Genomic DNA, 19558 nt, shown 5'->3' with positions numbered 1-19558 from the left:
GCCCGTTTTATAGTTTAAATAGGCTGGCGCAAAAGGAGCATATCGATAAAAAACATGGGATAGAATTAGGCGGATTTTTACAATGTTAAAGCATTATTTATTTTGCAAAATTTTTAAATTTTGCTCTAATAATCTTTTTTCTTGGGCTTGATGCAAGGTGCGCTTAATTCTAGCACGTACTTCTTCAATGTTATATGGTTTGGTAATATAATCATTAATTCCCCATTCCAAAAGTTGAACTTTATATTCAATATCATCAATTGCTGATACAAAGATAACGGGTATTTTATCTAATATTGGATTTTGGTTTTGGGCGATGTAGATAGATATCCCATCAATATCAGGCATCATAATATCCAAAAGAATTAAGTCAGGCATCACTTTTTTAAATACTTCAATTGATTTAAGGCCATCACAAACAGAGTAAACATCATATAAGTCGCTTAAAGAGTTTTTCAGAATATTTAGGGCAATATCATCATCATCAACAATAACTATTTTTTGTTTAACCTCATTCATATAAAAACCCCCTTCTCAAATTAGATGAAAATATGTTATTTGATCATATAAAAGCACTATTTAAGAAAGCAATTCTATAAAATAATACAAATTCCTTCTATTGGTTATTTATTTGAAATTTTTGTTAATCATAATGAAATAAATATGAATTTTATATCCACAATTATATAATTAAATAAATTTACTTTATTTAGTTTAAACAACGAATCTGTGTAAGAACAAATATAAAACGATAAGTGGGTTTATTAATAAATTTATATTCTTTTTTGCTGGAATCTATTTTGATTTCATTATGGCTATTGATAAAAAGATTATATGATATTTTGCGAGAGTTAAAAGATAAATAAGATATTCCGTACCTTCGCTAGTATGCAATTGAAGCGAAGAATAATAAAAGTTAAAGCAACGCATATCTATAACGATGTATAGGCGTTGCTTTTTTATGTGAAAACACAGTAGCATTCATAAGCTGATTTTATATAAATATAACCTTCCAACAGGGAACTTTTTACTCAAGAATAAATTGTATAAACTAAATATATAATCTTTTAGGGGAGGTATGATCGGGTTTATAATTATTGAATTTTGGAGTAAAACTCAAGGAGGCTTTATATTGGGAAGAAACGTTACTATTCAGGTTTGGAATAAAACTCAGGGGAACTTTTTATTTGTAAGTGATACTATCATTCATGGTAAGTATCAAAATGGATGTAAGCCGCCAACCGAAATATCAAAAGACAAAATGGAATCATTTGAAGTGGGAAACCATACTGGCGCTAAAGTTGGTCCAAAAGGAAAGGTGACATATCAAACAACGCAAAATAGTGAAACATTTAATATAATTTTTGACTGGGATCATCCATTTAGTGCATCAACAAGCTCATATCATTGCTATTCTTCTCCTATAGGCAAAGTCACCGCTGTTTTATCTCCAGAACATCCGATTGGGCATAATCAAAGTATAACGTGGACAGTACAATTAAATAGGGAGGGCGCTAAATTTGGGGCGAAATGTGACGTTGCATATTCAAAATGAAACTGGTTTTGATTTAGCTTTCGTTAGGAATGAAATTGAACATGGAAAATATAATGCAAATCCACCAAAAAAAATTAGTAGGTGTGAAACGGGGACTTTTAAAGTCGGCAACAAAACTGGTGCTAAAGTCGGGCCGAAAGGTTCTATAACTTATCAGCTAATATACACTGAAAATATTTACGTAGAGCTTACTTTTTATTGGGATCATCCCTTTAGCGCTTCTGCCAGTACTTATGAGGTAGCCTCAAACCCACCTTGGTTTGCTAGTTATTGTTTAGAGCCGGGATCGCCTGTAGGACATGATCAGGAGGTAACTTATATAACGCGTTTAAATGACTATTGTTTTGATCCGAAGGAATGGATGAGGCAAATTGCAAAGAGTAAAGCTAATGTCAAATTACGCGAATTGTTCATTCCTGGCTCGCATGATTCTGGTACATATAATATAAACTATTATTCAGCCTTAACGCTTGATTATGAAAACTGGATAATCCCTCTGGGCAGTATTGTCGGTGCATCACAAGGGTGGGCTAAAGCACAAAATAATTCAATTATAGATCAACTTAATGCAGGAATACGTTATTTTGATTTGCGGTTTTCTAATGGCATTTATGCTACAGCTCCTGTGACTGGGGCAAGGTTTACTTATATAGGTCCAGATGATCCGATTCCTATGATTGGGAATCCACCTCGGCCAGTAAGCAATATTGTTCGTAAAAAAGTTTTTTTATGCCATTCTTTTGCAAGTGTAGAACCGAAAACCGTTTTTAATGATGTGAAAACATTTATTGATGCACATTCAAAAGAAATCGTTTTTATAAACATTCAGCATATTTATAATTTTAGTCATGAAGACTGCCAAATTTTCATTCAACAATTGCACGACATGTTGGGGGATAAGATGTTACAGCGTCCAACAAATAAAACTTTGGATTTAACAGTAAAAGATGTATTGGCTAACGGAAAACAAATTATTCTTTTTATCGATCAAGTACATACTGTTAATATCTCTGGTAAAGCAGAGTCAGGAACGGATTTTAATAAAACATTTTCAGATATATTTGAGAGTAATAAATTCATTTGGTCTGCAACAGAATTTTTAGATAATCCTTATCCAAATACTTGTAAAGTAAGCGAATTAAAAACAAAAATGCTTAATAATATATCAAGCGATACAAATAAATTTTCGGTGCTTCAGGGAATAATAACTCCGGACACTAGTTTTCCCGCAAAAGAAGATATAGCTTATCAAAATGCGATTACAGGAAGATATCCCAAAACTCTAGAGGAACTAGGCAATGAAGTATCCCCTAAAGTTATTGCATGGGTTAATAATGAATGGTTTGACAAACCAATAAATATTGTAATAATTGATTGGGTGTGTACATCGATCATGACACAGGTTTGCTATATGATTAACAAGTATCATATAACAGAAAATAAATAAAGATTAAAATTGTTTTGACTATAAAAGTTATTATGGTCTTAGGCATTTTAATTTAAGCGGGTAAAAAAAAAATAATCCACTTGCTTAATTTTCTAGCATTATGAAAATCTCTCCTTTAAGGCTTTGAGAATTGTTTCGCAAAGTCTTTTTTATTTTTTTAGAATTAATTTAATTGCAGCGGTTTATTGCCATCGTTAAAAATACAAAATACATCTGCATTTCTCCATAAAATTGAAAATTTTATTATAGATTTTTTAAAAAATACATGTATAATTATCTACATGTATCAAAATAGTAATAGTGATAAGAGGGGATTTGGGGGAGAATTTCATGAGTGGGAAAGACAAAAAGATTACCCTGACAACACAAATTTTTTTAGGATTAGTATTAGGTGCTCTATTTGGCTTCATATTTCCTGAATATGGAGCCAAATTGAAACCGTTAGGTGATGCATTTATTAGAATGATAAAAATGATTGTGGTTCCGTTAATTTTTAGTACGTTAGTTATGGGAATCGCAGGCACAGGGGATTTTAAGAAATTAGGCAGATTGGGTGGCAAAGCACTTATCTGGTTTGAACTAGCTACTACTGTAGCTCTTTTTGTTGGCTTATTTGTGGTCAATGTATTTCATCCAGGCGTAGGGGTAGATATTCCTGTGCCTGCTGATGCTGGTGCACAGGCGGCAGCTGCAGCTAAGAATTCAGTTGATATGGTACAATATTTAGTAAATGTTATACCTACTAATATCATTGATGCCTGTGCAAGAGGGGACATGTTACAGTTAATATTCTTTACGTGTTTCTTTGGTGTTGGAGTTGCTCATATTGGCAAAGATGCAGAGATTATCGTAAATATGTGCCGTAGTATTGCGGAGGCAATGTTTAAAGTGACGCATTATGTAATGATGCTTGCACCAGTGGGCATTTTCGCAATGATAGCTTATACGGTGGGCAGTTTTGGACTGGCAATGCTGGTGCCATTATTTAAATTAGTGCTATCTTTATATTTTGCGATTGTACTATTTGTATTTATTTTGGCGCTCAGCGCTTCGATATTAACTGGAGTTAATTTTGTGCAAGTACTTAAAGCGTTAAAAGATCCATTGCTATTAGGTTATTCTACTGCTAGCAGTGAGGCAGCGTTGCCATTAGCTATGGATAGATTAGAAAAATTGGGGATACCAAAGCATGTAGTTACTTTTGTTATGCCAACAGGATATTCATTTAATTTGGATGGATCTACTTTGTATAGTTCGCTGGCAGTAGTATTTATTGCCCAAATGTATGGTATAGACTTTAGCTTTTCACAACAATTGTTGATGCTTCTGACTTTAATGTTATCAACAAAGGGTATTGCAGGTGTCCCAGGGGCTTCAATCATTGTTATTGCCGGTACGGCCGTATCCTTTGGACTTCCGGCAGAAGGGATTGCTATTATTTTAGGTGTTGACCGTATCATGGATATGGCGAGAACGTTCTGTAACATATTTGGCAATTGTACAGCTACGGTAGTAGTCTCGCATTGGGAGAAAGAATCTACAGCTGAATCAATGAAAGAGTCATATAATAAAAACTTTAATAGTTAATACAATCTAAAAAGAAATATAACAATAAAAATTGACAGAACTCAAAGAGTTACTGTTAATTTTTTTAGGCTAAATCGACGAATAGTAACTTTCGTAAATATACGAAAATGTCTTTACTCTAGTTTCAATAGTTAATGTGATATTTATTTCCTCGGTTTTTAAGTGGCAATAAAACCCTTATAAGCCTAGGGATTACTACATGGCGGAAAGGGTGTCTGCCATGTAATTTTACTCGGACCGATGAGATTTTTTTAATAGCCTTTGATAGACAAGCCGTATCTGGCTGTTGGAACGATAGTTTTCCATGAGTGTTGGTGCGGGATTTGTATAGTAGGACAACAATCTGAATTCTAAGAATTATCAATTTGGCTTAACAAATAAATAAAATAAGGAGAGTATCTTTGCATTCTTTTAGCTTCAAAGATATTTTCCTTATTTTTATGAATTTTATTGTGTAATTAATAATAGAGAAGCTATGTTGTACATAGAATTAACATGTGAATTCGCAAATTAATATCATTATATAAAATATTGTTCTTGCATTTAGCAGAATAAAAAATGAAAAAATTACAACTGTTTTTATTTAGGAGATGATGCTACAATAAGTAAGAATTTGTATTATTATGGAGGTTGAAGGAGTGAAGGTGTATTCTTTACGTCGTTGTTTCATTTTTTTTTGTAGTTTGTTTATTTTTAGCTTAAATATATCTGTAAAAGCAGCTTCGTTACCTAATTTGGAAGAATTAGAATCATATATAAATAATAGTCCAGAAGTTTTAAGTGCCGAAATGAATTATTTGCGAAATGAAAGTTTATTGAGAGCAGAAGAGGCGAGAAATGGGACAAAGTATTTTTTAGGTGCTAATTATGGCTATCATCATGAACCTTTATTTGAAACGAGTCCGAATAAAAATACCTATCAAAAGTTGAACTTGAATGGTGGAGTTGTATTCCCTTTACTAGGGAGCAAGAATAAAGAGCGAATTCGTGAAATTCAAGCAGAAATAGATCTAGTCGATACAAAGTTACAAAAAGAAAATGCTAAGGTATCGCAATTAACGGACTTGCGTAAAGCCTATGTTATATTATGGGCCGCGCAGGAGAAGATTGCATTGGCAGAAAAGTTTTTAGCGACAGAGAAAACGGTGCAGGCTGTTTTACAAGACCGACAAAAAAGTGGATTATTATTGCCAGCGGATGAATTAGAATTGTTAGCAGTGTATGCAGATGCCAGACGTGATATAGCTTTTTCAAGACTGATGAATGTACGGGCTTTGCAAGTGATAAATTTAGTTACAGGGCAGGAATGGTCGGTAGAAGGGAAAGTAATATCACCTTTGCTACCAGCCTTAGATGTAACAACGATAGAGGTTCAAAAATATCCAGAGGTGCGCTATCAAAAGGAGTTAATTGATAAATATCAAGAGTTGGTAGAGAAAAGTGGAGAAAATAATCAAGATGTGGATTTAACAGTTGGTTTTCAGTCATCGAAGGATTTTCCTGGTGATACAGGAAATGGCGCGTATGCGGCACTTACCTGGCGTGGATCGCTTGAAGGGCTGAAGGCGAAGGAAAATTATGATGCGAAGGCTGCTAATTATGAATTGGAGAAAGCGAAAGAAGAAGCTAGATTGAATTATTTAAAACTGGTGGGCAAAATCGAAGAAGCCGTAGAAAATGTAAACTATTTACAAACAAATGTCGAAGCAAAAAAAGCGCATTTATTAGTTGCAGCAGAAGACATTCGTGAACGATTGTTAAGACATCAATTTTTGCCAGGAGACACGTTTGAAAGATTGCAGCAGGCTAAATCACAGTATTATCGTTTAGCGATGGAAGTGATTGATGAAGAAGCTTCATTGTTAGAAGCGGCAATTGATGTATTGGAATATACATATCCTAGTGGCAATGAGGAAAAAGAACGAACTTTTTTAATTGGAGAAAATGAGTTTTTGCGTAATTCGTTATTTTCGAAATCATGGGAGAATACGGAGACCTTATTTCCATTTGGGGATAAGGATTTAAATACAAAAGAAATGATGCCGTTATCAGTGGATGTTGTTCAATCAATAGAAAAAAATACAGAAAATCCTCAAACAACGAAAAAAAATATAGTGATAAATCAAATGGAAAGAAAAATCCCATGGGGAGTATATATATGGAATGCGGATGCTTTATTAAATGAAAAACAGAGAGCTCAGACTTTGCAAGACTTAATAAATGCAGGATTTTCAGATGTTTTACTTTCTTTTACAGGGGAACAAATTCGTTATATTGTTTCAGAAAAAGGTCAAGCGGAGTTGGAAAGCCTGCTGGATGAAGCAAAGAAAAGCCGTTTGAAGGTTTCTTTATTGTTGGGGGATCCCAATTGGTCGAAGCATGAGAATAAAGCTGAGTTGATACATGCGATTCAGCAGTTAGAACGTTTTGATTTTGTAGGTGTTCATTTAGATATAGAGCCGGATTCACTTTCTGAGGCTAGGGAGAATCGAATTGATTTATTTAATCAATTGATTGATAACTTGCATGATATAAAAAAAATTACGAAAAAGCCGTTGTCAATTTCTATCCATCCTAGATATTTAGAAGGAGAATTAGGCGAAATTGCAAAAGAACGTTTACCGCAAATAGAGTTAGAAAAAGTTGTTGTTATGTTATATTCTAGTAAAACGGATCAAACGCTGAACAGAATGAAAGAAATTATTGAAAATCAGCCAAACTTAAACATCGCATTGGCACAAAGTGTAGAGCATAGTATTTCTTCTGAGGAGAGCTATGCATATCATACGCAGCAAGATTTTTTTCAAGCAATGCAGTCCTTAGAAAACGGGTTAGCGGTTGATGAAATTTTCATTCAGGCATGGGAAGATTACAAGGAGGATGTGAAATAGAGTTGAAGGTTTCTTTTTCTACAACAAAAGCAAAAGATAGTACACTAGAAAACCACATAAAAGTTCCTTATGGTGCAGGGAAAAGAAATTTTCCGCGGATAAAATGGATGGGAATTCTGATTCTTATATTTTTACCGTTTTTATATTTAATCGGGCAAATTCTTTGGGCAAATATTTTTACGACTTCACCGGGAATGATTTATTTAGATAGGCAAGTAATAAATTCTCCAGAGGATGGAATTGTAGAAGAGATAAAGTTTAATCATGGTGATGCGGTAAATGCAGGGGATGTCCTAATAAAAATAAAGCGAAGATTGCCGGAGAATTATAAGCAGATTGCTTTACTAGAAGCTGAGCGGGAAACATTAACGAATCAGAATGCAGGTAGTTCATCGGGGAGCAGTAGAAGAAAAGCAGGCGGTGAGAATGTACAATTATTACAAGAAAATCTCTCCTATTACCAGCAATTGCGAGATCATACAGCGCAATTGCTTGAGCGTGGAGCTGCTACACAGGCTGAGCTAAATGAAGCGGAAACGAAAGTAAGGGAGATAAAGGCTGCATTGGCAGGAATGAATGAGGTATCTAGCACTCAGATAATCGAAAATCAAGGACAATTGCGCCTTGCTCAAGTGGAGAACAGTTTAGCATCTTTGAGAAATTTAGCAGAAATTTCTTTAGAATTGAAAGCGAATAAAGGCGGAACAGTAGATCAGATTCTTGTTTCGACTGGGCAGAGTTTTGCCGCAGGAGAACCGTTAGTAACGGTTTTAAATTCTGAGAAAGTACGGATTGTAACGTACGTAGAACCGGATGATTTTGGAAAAGTGCAATATGGTAATGAAATTATGGTGAAAATTTTAAGTTCAAAACGCAAAGTTAAAGCTGTGGTAGAGAAAGTGCCAATCCAAGCAGAGCTTGTGCCGAAAGGAATTTCAGAAAGTTTGTATCCAACTTCTATGCGAGGCATACAGGTAATTCTAAAGATAAATGAACCGTTGCATTCGGATGAGTTTATTGATGGACTCCCGGTAACAGTTATTTGGTAAATGATTTAAAGAAGGAGAATAGAATGATTTTGAAGTTTGCACAATTACTATTTGGTGGACCGGTTAAAAATTCATTGAATGGTTTTGAATTTGCTTCTTATACGAAAGTAGAAGATCTCATTGAGGACTTGGATTTTTCTACTATTGTTTGTGTTGATGGAGCCTTGGCGGATAGAAAGGGAAATGAAGAAATTCTTTTGGCACTAAAGAAGTTGCGACAAGCAAAATACGGGTATATTACCCCTGTTTTCTTTGCGGATTCACTAAATAATCTTAACCTATTTGTTGATGGCGCAGAGATGTCCGCTGAGGAAATGTTAAGAAAGGGAAGTCGGATTTATACAAATTTAAAGGGGATTAATTTAGGGAAAAATTGCGAGGAAACAGATCTGAGATTGTTAACGTTTTTTTATTCACGGGGTCAATCTTATCGAGCGTTACCAAAACTTTTTCCGCATACAGATGCAATCTATGAATACCCGGAAATTTCTTTATTGCTTCAATCAAATCTAACGATAGATTTAGTGTCAAACGCTAGCTGGGAGTTGCAAAGCAAAGAAAAAGAAAACAATGGTGGAAGTTCGTTATTAAAGATGCTTTCACTAACTTCACAAGGATTAATTGAGAAAGGAAAGCTAATTGAGCGTATTCGCCTTTGTCCTCATTGTCAAAGCGGATATTTGAATTATATTGATAGGTGCACTTTATGTGGAAGCATTGATTTTGAAAAACGAAAAATGATTCATTGCTTTACTTGTAGTCATATTGCGCCGCAAGAAGAGTTTAAAGAGGGAATGCGTTTAGCGTGTCCGAAATGCAATTCGATTTTACGACATATCGGTACAGACTATGATCGTCCCGTAGAATCTTATTTGTGCAACAGTTGTAATGAACGATTTATTGAACCGGAAGTTTATGCAGAATGTTTAAATTGCCGAAAAAAGAGTTTGCCAGAAAATCTAATTGTTCGTCAGATTTACGAATACCGTTTGAGTGAAAAAGGCGAGCGTGCCGTAAAAATGGGGCAGATTGATTTTAAAATTGAATTATTTGATGAACAGCAGAACATGTTGATGCCGTACTTTTGTCACATTTCAGATTGGCTCTTAAAAATGCGTCAAAGATATCTCGATGCAGAATTTTCTTTAATTTATTTAAATATAAAGGGGCTTAAAATGATTGAGGAAAATGTTGGCAGAGAGTGTCTCGTCAATATAGTGCAAGAGCTGGCGGAGAGAATTCGGTCGATGGTGCGATTTACTGATCTGACTACCAATAGTAGTGAAGATACCTTTTGGATATTGCTTCCTAGAACCTCAGCGCAAGGTGGCGATATATTAGCAGCTAGGCTAATGGAACTAGAAAAGTTGATTATGATTGACGAAAAGAGCATTGCTAGAATTGAGTGCCACAGTGTTCAGATACCAAAAGAATATGTAGGAAAGGAAAATGCTACAATGCTATTTATTAATCAATATGAAGCTGCAAGGCGAGAGTAGGAAAGCAAATGATTTATAGCGTGATAGAAATTTTGTCGGAAATTCTTGTGCATCCTATCTCTAATCATGAATTTTCTAGTATTCTTCTCACTTTAATGCCGTTGGTGATATTTTTTGAGATTCCGTGGACTTTATTTATTCTCGTAGGAATTGTCCGTTATAAATGGGAGCGAATGCACGAAGGCGTAAGACGTGATTACTTTCCTTCTGTTTCTTGTATTATTACTTGTTATAGTGAAGGGGCAGCGATAAAGCAGACGATTCGCTCATTAACGGAACAGATATATCCAGGGAAAATTCAGTTGATCGTTCTGGTTGACGGGGCGGCTGCAAATCAAGAAACTTTGCGGGTGGCTCAATCGATGAGTGGCTATGTAAATGAATTTTTAAATCGGAAACTCCTCGTGATTCCGAAATGGCAGCGCGGTGGCGTTGTGTCGAGCAGTAATGCCGGGCTTCAATTTGCTGATGGTGAAATTATTATTAAGGTAGATGGTGATTCATCTATGGACAATAATATGGTAGAACGGGCAACGCGACATTTTGAAAATTCCGAAGTAGTTGCCGTGAGTGGATGTCTAAGAGTACGAAATGCAAATGAAAGCATTTGGACATCATTTCAAGCGATTGAATATTTTATCGCCATTCAATCATCTAAGAGTGCCTTGAGTACTTTTAATATGGTCAATAATATATCTGGCGCGTTTGGTATTTTCCGTCGGGAGCTGTTGGATTTAGTCATGGGCTGGGATGCGGGGACAGCTGAAGATTTGGACATGACGATGCGAATAAAAAATTATTTTGCCAATAAGAAAAAGAAATTTCGTATAGTATTTGATCCAGAAGCGATGTGTTTTACTGATGTTCCTGTCACTTTAAAAAATTACTTGAAACAAAGAATTCGCTGGGATGGAGATTACTCGTTTATTTTAGCCAAGCATAAACATACGTTAAGTCCCAAATTTATTGGGTGGCCGAATTTTATCGGTTTGCTGGTGAGAATGTTCACAAATCTGGTGATTCCCTGTACTGTATTTTTTTATACCATATGGCTTTGTATTGCATATCCTTGGTCATTTGCAATTGCACTAATGATCTTTATGTATCTCTTTTATTTTATTATGCACTCGTGTATGTATATTTTTTCAGTTTGGTTATTGTCTGAGCGGATATGTGAAGATTTAGCAAGAATTCCATATTTGCTATTTATTCCTGCATTTATGTTTATTGGACGAATCAATGCTTTAGTGGCAAATTTATGGCAATGGTTTGGCAAAGGACATCAAGATACTTCCATGGCCCCCTGGTGGGTGATTAAAAAAAATAAATTTTAAAAGCTGTGCATTTTCGATAGAGGATGTACAGCTTTTTTCTAGATGTGGTAAAGAAGATTGACATTAATAGAAATTATATTTGATAAAAAATTTCCCGTATTATTTTGGGTTTTTGACAAAATAACCTTAAATTTTATATATGTATTATATGATTTGCTCAAATTATTTTTCAAAACCTCTACCCATGATAGATTTTATTCAATGTCTATAGAATATGAAGAAAGTAATAAAAAATAGCTAGCGTATGAAGCGAAGTGCTCTGCTTCATACGCTAGCTTTATTTTTATTTATAGAGAATAAAAACGATATACTTTTATAGTTTAACCTTTACATTTTTCGTAAATCCCTTTTTCTTTGATTACTTTAATCAAAGTTTCGCCCATAACGGCAGGTGTTTGGGCAACCTCAATCCCACATGCATTCATTACGCGGATTTTTTCATCGGCAGTTCCTTTACCACCAGAAATAATTGCCCCTGCATGTCCCATACGTTTTCCCGGAGGTGCCATGCGACCACTGATAAACCCTACAACAGGTTTTGTCATATTTTCTTTTACCCATTCAGCAGCTTCTTCTTCTGCTGTTCCACCGATTTCGCCAATCATAATTACGGCATAAGTTTCTGGATCTTTATTGAATGCATCTAGGACATCAATAAAGTTTGTCCCGTTTACAGGGTCACCGCCAATACCAACTGCACTTGTTTGACCTAGTCCAGCCGTAGTTAATTGATGTACAGCTTCATAAGTAAGTGTCCCAGAACGAGATACTACGCCGATATGCCCTTTTTTGTGAATATAACCAGGCATAATACCAATTTTTGATTCTCCGGGGCTGATTACACCAGGACAGTTTGGACCAATAAGGCGCGTTTTTTTGCCTTCCATATAACGCTTCACTTTAATCATATCAAGTACTGGAATATTTTCCGTGATACAAATAACTAAATCAAGTTCAGCATCAACTGCTTCCATGATTGCATCTGCAGCAAATGGCGCAGGTACGTAAATAACTGAGGCATTTGCACCTGTTGCCAAAACAGCTTCTTTTAATGTATTAAAAACAGGTACGCCTTCAACTTCACTGCCACCTTTGCCTGGAGTAACGCCAGCAACGATTTTTGTGCCGTACTCAAGCATTTGTTTTGTATGGAATTTAGCTGCTGAACCAGTAATACCTTGCACTACAACTTTTGTATTTTCATTAATAAAAACGCTCACAATTCTCCTCCTAACAATTATCCTACTAAGGAAACAACTTTTTCTGCACCATCGGCCATTGAGTCGGCAACAGTTATGCTGATGCCTGAATCTTTTAATATTTGTTTACCTTTTACAACGTTTGTACCTTCAAGGCGAACGACTAATGGAACTGTAATTTTTACCTGTTTAGCGGCTTCTACAATACCTTCGGCAATTGCATCGCATTGCACAATGCCGCCAAAAATATTAACAAAAATACCGCGTACTTTTTGATCGGAAAGGATAATTTTGAAAGCTTCCGATACTTTTTCAGCGTTTGTGGAACCTCCTACATCTAGGAAGTTTGCAGGTTCACCGCCATAATGTTTAATGATATCAATGGTAGCCATTGCAAGTCCGGCACCATTTACTATGCAAGCAATATTTCCATCTAAAGTAACGTAGTTTAAATCGTATTTCGATGCAGCTAATTCTTTTTCATCTTCTTCGGATAAATCGCGGTAAGCTAAGATATCAGCGTGACGATATAGCGCACTGGAATCAAAATTCATTTTTGCATCTAGCGCCATAACTTGTCCATCACCTGTTACAACTAATGGATTGATTTCCGCAATAGAACAATCTTTATTGATAAAAGCTTCGTAAAGTCCAGTCATGAATTTTACAGCTTTATTGATTAATTCTTTTGGTATATTAATTGCAAAAGCGATTCGTCTTGCCTGAAAACCAGTAAGTCCGATTGCAGGGTCAATGATTTCCTTGAAGATTTTTTCTGGTGTTTTTGCTGCAACTTCTTCAATCTCTGTGCCGCCTTCTTCTGATGCCATCAATACGACACGGGAAGTTTTTCGGTCAAGAACAAGCCCTACATAATATTCTTTTTTAATATCGCAGCCTTCTTCAATTAATAAGCGTTTTACTTCTTTTCCAGTTGGTCCAGTTTGATGTGTTACTAAAATTTTACCAAGAATTTCTTCGGCGTACTTGCGTACTTCATCGAGGTTTTTAGCAACTTTAACGCCACCGGCTTTACCGCGTCCGCCAGCGTGTATCTGCGCTTTAACTACACATACTGACGTGCCTAGATCTTGAGCAGCTTTTACCGCTTCATCAACAGAAAATGCTACTTTGCCGTTTGGGGTAGTAACGCCATATTGTCTGAGGACTTCTTTCGCTTGATATTCGTGAATGTTCATTTAAACCTCCTAATATTATAAAGATATAATTTGGCTAGTATTTTGCCGTAAATTCAGACTATTTAAATTAGTAAAACAATTTATATAGTTTATCTTATCATTTTATATTATTATGGAAAGGATTGTCTAGCAAAAATAGGCGATATTAAAAAAATCCTTTTGTATACATCAAATAAATAAAAAGATAAACATAATGATAGCTAACGTAAGAAAAATAAAATCTAATTTTGTAAAATAATATGCCAGTCGGGAAGAAACGAGGAGAACTCGTGGGAGATTACTAAATATTAAAGATAATCCCAGAAAGACGTCAAAGAGTGACATGGTAATTGGTTGAACAGAAAAATAAAAAAATGCTTTTCCAATTAGATAAATGGAAAATGCAATAACGAAATAGCTAAACTGTTTGCCAAGCAAAATAAAACACATCCATTCAAAAATATTATTCATAAATAATATTCTAAGTAGAACCTGATGTTTCCTGCATAAATGTAAACAGTTAAAATAACATACTTGTTTTATTATTACAAGTTATTATGGGAATATTCAAAATGAATTTTAGAATTCATATAAAAAAATATAAGAAATATTAGTGTGTAAAACATAAGGTCACCTAAATATAATCAATGGATGAAATATGTCGAAAAAAAGGGAATAACTTCTTTTTGGCTCGAAAAGTTTTGCTTTTATTATAATTTTTCTTTTGAATTGCTTAATTAATATAAATAAACAGAAAATTTTAAAAAGAATTAGCAGGAGTTTTAGAATGAATAAAGAATATATATAAGCGATGGATTCATATAAAAATTTATAAATGTAAATCCTAGACTTATCATTTATTTTTATGGAGGCGGTTATAATTATGAAAAAACGTTATAAGGCTCTACTTCTTGCATTATGCTTAGGGGTGTCTGCAACGGCTTTTGCACAACCAGCGGCAAATTTTAAGGATCAATTACCAAAATACGAGTACAAGTTAGTAGATACTGTAGAAGTGTTCGGACGTCAAGGTATTGCAACTGATGGCGACTACTATTATGTAAGTGGAAGTAAAACATTAGCTAAGTACGACAAAAATTGGAACTTGATTACAAAAAATGAGAAACCATTTGAAGGCTACGCAATTCCAGCAAATCATATCGGTGATATTGATGTATTTAACAATGAAATTTATGTAAGTGCTGAAAACTTCATGGATGGCGTTGGTAAAGATATTCAAATCGCAGTACATGATGCAAATACTTTGAAATTAAAACGTACTTTTAAATTCGAACCATCTAGTGGACAAGAAGAATGTTCTGGTATTACTGTAAACCCAGATGAAAGAACGGTGTGGATGTGTTCTTGGGTTGGTGAAGAAAGCGGCAGATATTTATATGAATATAGCTTAGATACTGGGGAATATTTACGTAAAGTTCATCTTCAAGCGGTTCCACAATGGGTACAAGGTATGTTCTACTATAAAGGTTCCTACTATTTAACTGCTGATGATGGAACAGCTGATATGAAAGAATCCGATCATTTATATCGTGTAGACATTAAGCCTGGTGATACTCGTGCAACAGTTGTAATGGAAAAAACTTTTGATGATGTAATCTTTGAAGGTGAAATCGAAGGCCTTACTGTAAATCCAAAAACAAAACAAATGTTAGTTCACTTTAACCGTGGATCCCAAATCGTTCTTGGAATGGTGAAAGGATTCTATCCTGGATATGATCGTGAAATTTCTGAAGTATATATTTATGATATGAAAGAAATTAAATACTAATTTAAAATATAAAAGTGCCCATTTATCAGATGATGAATGGGCACTTTTGTTTATATACACAATGATTTTAAAAATAAATTAAAAATAAACAATATATACTTGTTTTTGTATTTTCTACTAGTAAAGTAAATGATATAATGAAAAAGTAATTATAGTTAATAGATATTATGAATCTGAGGGGGCTGACCATATTGGATAGAAATTTGAAAATACTTATTTGTGATGATTCTATGCTCTTACGTAAAAAATTAACAAGAGAACTTGAAAGTCAAAATTGTGAGGTTATTGAAGCTGCAAATGGTAAAGAAGCCGTAATGATGTTTTTGAAACATCAGCCAGATGGTGTTTTTTTAGATATTGTCATGCCGCAGGTTGGAGGATTAGAAGCACTTCAAGCGATTTGCGAAATTAATTCTAATGCACATGTAATTATGTTATCATCAGCGGGAACTTCATCCAAATTGGTAGAAGCGCTTAAATTAGGGGCCAGAGATTTTATTCAAAAACCATATAATGATGAACAAATTCAAAAAGCGCTATTGGATATTAGAGGAGGGTCTGCTAATGCTTAGTCAATATTTAGCACAGTACTTATTAAATACCGGTTTGCTTAGTCCACAACAAGTGCGTGAAGTTTTAGAGAATGAACAAGAACATCGAGTTAAACTCGGTGTTATAGCGATAAATAAAGGGGTAATGAATGCTGAGCAAGTAGAAACGGTTCATCAACTGCAAGTGCGGGCGGATAAACGATTCGGTGAGATTGCAATAGAAGAAGGATTTATTACGGAAAAGCAATTGGAAGAATTGTTAGCTGTCCAAGCTGACGGAAATTTAAATTTTGGACAGGCAATTATTGATAGAGGGTTTATGACATTAAGTCAATTGGAAGCTGCTTTAGAAAGGTATAATAAAAATAATGCGTTTGCAGTAATTAAAGCGCTTGATAAAATTGAGATAAAGAAAATAGACTTTTCTGAACTTGAAGAAGTCCGTGAAATTTATGGAGAATATGTAGACTTGTTTGTTCGTTCTTTATTGAGATTTATCAATACAACAAGTTTGATTTTGTCGGGAGAACAAGTCGATGTGAAAAACAAGTATTTAATCTCTCAACAGATGACTGGCGAATCCGCATTTGTAACGGGGCTTTTATTATCGGAAGATACATTAATAGAAATTGCTCGTCGTTATAGTGGGGAAGAAATTAACTGTGTTGATGAATTGGCTGTTGATAGTGTGGCAGAATTCTTAAACGTGACTAATGGGTTATATATTGTTAATTTATCTAATCGTGGGATTGATGTTGATTTAGAGCCTCAAAAAACAGGTAGAGGAATTGTACCGATTGGGACTAAGCAGGCTGTTGTAAATATTGATACTAATTTTGGGAGGATTCAACTGATTTTATCAGCGGATGATTTACAATAATTTCTTACATATATAATGATGTAATATGATAAAATACAAATAGATTGTTTTATAAAATAGACTTGTTTCAATAAAAAATAAATTATCGTTTATATAAGTATGTGTATTCAGGAGTTTGCGGTGCTCATTTGATTTTATTTTAAAAAGGTTTTTGTGCTGCTAACTCTTGAATTAGATAATCATTTTTATATTAAAAAAAGTGTTGACAATAAATTATATTCGTGATAATCTATATGAGTCGCAGGCGAGAAGTGATGCGATGGAATTTTATATCGTGTAGTTTGATTTAAGCATTGGAGAGATGTCCGAGTGGTTGAAGGAGCACGCCTGGAAAGCGTGTGTACGGGCAACTGTACCGAGGGTTCGAATCCCTCTCTCTCCGCCATTTATTTTCAATATGGAGTTATGTTTTTGAGGTCGGACTACAGTTCTTGGGTCTTACGCAATGGAGACTCATGAATCCCGTCAGGTCCGGAAGGAAGCAGCGGTAAGTGACAATCTTTATGTGCCGTAAGGGTGCCTGAGAACTGTGGCCCGACGTTAAAAACATAATATGGATAATATAAACAACCAGACTCTGGTTGTTTTTTTGTTATATACAAAACTTACAGGGAATTTGAGTTGCGGGATCGAATAATAATATTAAAGTTTTGCGAAAGGTGGCTGAGAAGTGTCATATATAGCTTTATATAGAAAGTGGCGTCCTAATGATTTTGAAAATTTAGTAGGGCAAGATCATATCAGTAAGACTTTATCGAATGCCATTCTTTCAAATAAGATTGCGCATGCCTATTTATTTTCTGGCCCTAGGGGTACTGGCAAAACGAGTACGGCGAAAATTTTGGCGAAGGCATTAAACTGTGAATCTGGTCCAACGCCATCTCCTTGCAATTCATGTACAAATTGTACAAAAATTAATAATGGCTCCTCTATGGATGTCTATGAAATTGATGCAGCATCTAACCGAGGAATTGATGAAATTCGCGATTTAAGAGAAACTGTTAAATTTACACCAGTTGATGGTCGTTATAAGGTGTATATTATTGATGAAGTGCATATGCTGACAACGGAAGCGTTTAATGCTTTATTGAAAACATTAGAAGAGCCTCCTGCGCATGTAGTTTTTATTTTGGCGACGACAGAAGCGCATAAAGTACCGGCGACGATACATTCTCGCTGTCAACGATATGATTTTCGCAGGATTAGCGTCGTAGAGATTGTAGAGCGACTTAAAGTTGTTACTGAGCAAATGGGAATAACAACTACGGATGAGGCGCTAAAATTGATTGCCACTCATGCAGATGGTGGGCTTCGTGATGCGCTTAGTATTTTAGATCAATGTAGTGCGCTAGATAACGAGCCTGTGGACGAGAAAAAAGTTAGACGGATGCTAGGTTTGGTCGGCAATGATTGGATTTTTAAACTGGTCAATGCCATGGCAAAAAGGGAAGGTTATACGATTCTTACTATTTTGGCAGACTTGTTAGCAATGGGGAAAGAAGTTACACAGATTTTAAGTGAAGTTACTTTGCATATGCGGAGTGTAATGTTATATCAATCTGTACAAGATATAGATGGGTTCAATTTGTATACTGCAGAAAAAAGTATTCTAGAAGAACATAGCAAAATTTTTTCTTATGAAGAAATCGTTAAAATTATCAAGTGTTTACATGCGGCTATTCATGAGATAAAATGGTCTCCGCAACCTCGTATTACAGCAGAAACAGCATTTTTATCAATTTGCCATACAGATGGTGTAAAGCTAGAAGGTTCTAGTCTTGACCTAATCAAACGGATTGAAAAACTTGAAAAAAACATTCAAAGATTGCAAAATAATATAACGTTGCCAAATAAAAGTAATGATACAGCAAATTTATCTTCGGGAAAAGTGTATCAAGAAATAGACCAGACGGTAAAAAGTCACGTTCCTAAGATACAAGAAGAAAGAATAGAAAGTGTGCGAGCGGTAAAAAATGAATCGATACAAAACCAAGTAAAACAAGTAGCAAGCCCAGTTCCTTTAAATAATACAAGTCATAAGGAAATTTGGGAAAAGGTTTTAAAAGGATTGATGTCGAGAAAAAAAGCTGCTGTTCATGCCTGTGTAGCGCAAGGATATTTACAAAGTCTGGATTCAGGGCAGGCAACGATTGCTTTTGAAGCTAAATTTCCTAAAGAACGGACGGACAAAGAGGATTATCGAGCGATTCTAAGTGACGTTTTTAGTGAAGTTTGTGGTATGGTGATGAATGTTCGATCGGTGCTGGTAAGTAGTTCAATCCCCCCCGACAAACCACCGCACACAATGAGTCGAGTGGAAAAAGCGGTGGAGAATAATGAAGCATTGACGCCCGAACAGCGTTATGTACTAGATACGGCGATTAAAGTCTTTGATACTGAAGCGATAAAGATACCGCCACGCGAATCATAATTCGCTTATTTGAAGAAGAAAATTAGATAAAGAAGGCTGATTTAGAGAGGGGTTTAACTTCCCTAAGTCATAGATTTACAGTGGCTTTATTTTCCCCTGAAGAGGCGGGGTATGATAAGTAGAGAATCAAAATCTTTGCTTTTGTCTAAATCACTTATTTTAATGGAT

At 35.0% G+C, this 19558-nt stretch carries 14 protein-coding genes and 1 tRNA gene; 12 read left to right on the top strand and 3 right to left on the bottom strand.

The window, feature by feature from the left end; translation table 11 throughout:
- Positions 1–93 precede the first annotated feature (93 nt).
- Positions 94–519 (bottom strand): response regulator transcription factor, encoded by a 426-nt coding sequence (locus P3F81_RS11180; RefSeq protein ID WP_147669686.1) that lies wholly within the window; start codon positions 517–519, stop codon positions 94–96.
- A gap of 613 nt (positions 520–1132) precedes the next feature.
- Here P3F81_RS11180 and P3F81_RS11175 point away from each other — a divergent pair.
- The 7 genes from P3F81_RS11175 (at position 1133) to P3F81_RS11145 (ending at position 11362) form a co-directional block, all read left to right on the top strand.
- Positions 1133–1555: a hypothetical protein gene (locus tag P3F81_RS11175; RefSeq protein ID WP_147669687.1), complete on the top strand. Its 423-nt coding sequence runs from the start codon at positions 1133–1135 to the stop codon at positions 1553–1555.
- Positions 1533–3002, top strand: coding sequence for a phosphatidylinositol-specific phospholipase C domain-containing protein (locus P3F81_RS11170; protein ID WP_147669688.1), 1470 nt, complete (start codon positions 1533–1535; stop codon positions 3000–3002). The genes P3F81_RS11175 and P3F81_RS11170 overlap by 23 nt, the downstream gene beginning before the upstream one ends.
- 330 nt (positions 3003–3332) lie before the next feature.
- Entirely contained in the window at positions 3333–4589 is a 1257-nt protein-coding gene (locus P3F81_RS11165; protein ID WP_147669689.1) for a dicarboxylate/amino acid:cation symporter, read from the top strand.
- Positions 4590–5227: 638 nt separating this feature from the next.
- Positions 5228–7480 (top strand): TolC family protein, encoded by a 2253-nt coding sequence (locus tag P3F81_RS11160; RefSeq protein WP_309320405.1) that lies wholly within the window; start codon positions 5228–5230, stop codon positions 7478–7480.
- Positions 7481–7482: 2 nt separating this feature from the next.
- Positions 7483–8529, top strand: a complete 1047-nt coding sequence (locus P3F81_RS11155) for an HlyD family secretion protein (protein ID WP_309320404.1) — start codon at positions 7483–7485, stop codon at positions 8527–8529.
- A 23-nt stretch (positions 8530–8552) separates the two neighbouring features.
- Positions 8553–10028 (top strand): TackOD1 domain-containing metal-binding protein, encoded by a 1476-nt coding sequence (locus P3F81_RS11150; protein WP_147669692.1) that lies wholly within the window; start codon positions 8553–8555, stop codon positions 10026–10028.
- 8 nt (positions 10029–10036) lie between these two features.
- Complete coding sequence (locus P3F81_RS11145) at positions 10037–11362, top strand: glycosyltransferase family 2 protein (protein ID WP_147669693.1); 1326 nt, start codon at positions 10037–10039, stop codon at positions 11360–11362.
- A 320-nt stretch (positions 11363–11682) separates the two neighbouring features.
- Here P3F81_RS11145 and sucD read toward each other — a convergent pair whose 3' ends face one another.
- Both sucD and sucC read right to left on the bottom strand, forming a co-directional pair.
- On the bottom strand, positions 11683–12582 hold the full coding sequence (sucD, locus tag P3F81_RS11140; protein WP_147669694.1) for a succinate--CoA ligase subunit alpha: 900 nt from the start codon (positions 12580–12582) through the stop codon (positions 11683–11685).
- Between the two features lie 17 nt (positions 12583–12599).
- Positions 12600–13760, bottom strand: a complete 1161-nt coding sequence (gene sucC, locus P3F81_RS11135; protein ID WP_147669695.1) for an ADP-forming succinate--CoA ligase subunit beta — start codon at positions 13758–13760, stop codon at positions 12600–12602.
- 862 nt (positions 13761–14622) lie between these two features.
- Here sucC and P3F81_RS11130 point away from each other — a divergent pair.
- The 5 genes from P3F81_RS11130 to dnaX all read left to right on the top strand — a co-directional run bounded on the left by P3F81_RS11130 (position 14623) and on the right by dnaX (position 19390).
- Complete coding sequence (locus tag P3F81_RS11130; protein ID WP_147669696.1) at positions 14623–15528, top strand: hypothetical protein; 906 nt, start codon at positions 14623–14625, stop codon at positions 15526–15528.
- A 191-nt stretch (positions 15529–15719) separates the two neighbouring features.
- Positions 15720–16100, top strand: a complete 381-nt coding sequence (locus tag P3F81_RS11125; RefSeq protein ID WP_147669697.1) for a response regulator — start codon at positions 15720–15722, stop codon at positions 16098–16100.
- A complete protein-coding gene (locus P3F81_RS11120; protein ID WP_147669698.1) occupies positions 16093–16959 on the top strand; it encodes a cyclic di-GMP-binding domain-containing protein, MshE-related in 867 nt (288 codons plus the stop codon). The genes P3F81_RS11125 and P3F81_RS11120 overlap by 8 nt, the downstream gene beginning before the upstream one ends.
- Before the next feature lie 295 nt (positions 16960–17254).
- Positions 17255–17344: transfer RNA gene (locus P3F81_RS11115), tRNA-Ser, on the top strand.
- A gap of 285 nt (positions 17345–17629) precedes the next feature.
- Complete coding sequence (gene dnaX, locus P3F81_RS11110) at positions 17630–19390, top strand: DNA polymerase III subunit gamma/tau (protein ID WP_147669699.1); 1761 nt, start codon at positions 17630–17632, stop codon at positions 19388–19390.
- Positions 19391–19558: the final 168 nt, after the last annotated feature.

The sequence above is a fragment of the Selenobaculum gibii genome, from assembly GCF_030273445.1.
GTDB lineage: Bacteria > Bacillota > Negativicutes > ICN-92133 > ICN-92133 > Selenobaculum > Selenobaculum gibii.
The sequence above is the reverse complement of the archived record's forward strand: the minus strand, read 5'-3'. Positions and strand labels throughout refer to the sequence as shown.

Excerpts from the sequence above, each read along its gene's own strand:
- P3F81_RS11130 (WP_147669696.1), top strand. The coding sequence starts at position 14,623 with ATGAAAAAACGTTATAAGGCTCTACTTCTTGCATTATGCTTAGGGGTG.
- P3F81_RS11165 (WP_147669689.1), top strand. The coding sequence starts at position 3,333 with ATGAGTGGGAAAGACAAAAAGATTACCCTGACAACACAAATTTTTTTA.
- P3F81_RS11150 (WP_147669692.1), top strand. The coding sequence starts at position 8,553 with ATGATTTTGAAGTTTGCACAATTACTATTTGGTGGACCGGTTAAAAAT.
- P3F81_RS11120 (WP_147669698.1), top strand. The coding sequence starts at position 16,093 with ATGCTTAGTCAATATTTAGCACAGTACTTATTAAATACCGGTTTGCTT.
- P3F81_RS11145 (WP_147669693.1), top strand. The coding sequence starts at position 10,037 with ATGATTTATAGCGTGATAGAAATTTTGTCGGAAATTCTTGTGCATCCT.
- sucC (WP_147669695.1), bottom strand. The coding sequence starts at position 13,760 with ATGAACATTCACGAATATCAAGCGAAAGAAGTCCTCAGACAATATGGC.
- P3F81_RS11180 (WP_147669686.1), bottom strand. The coding sequence starts at position 519 with ATGAATGAGGTTAAACAAAAAATAGTTATTGTTGATGATGATGATATT.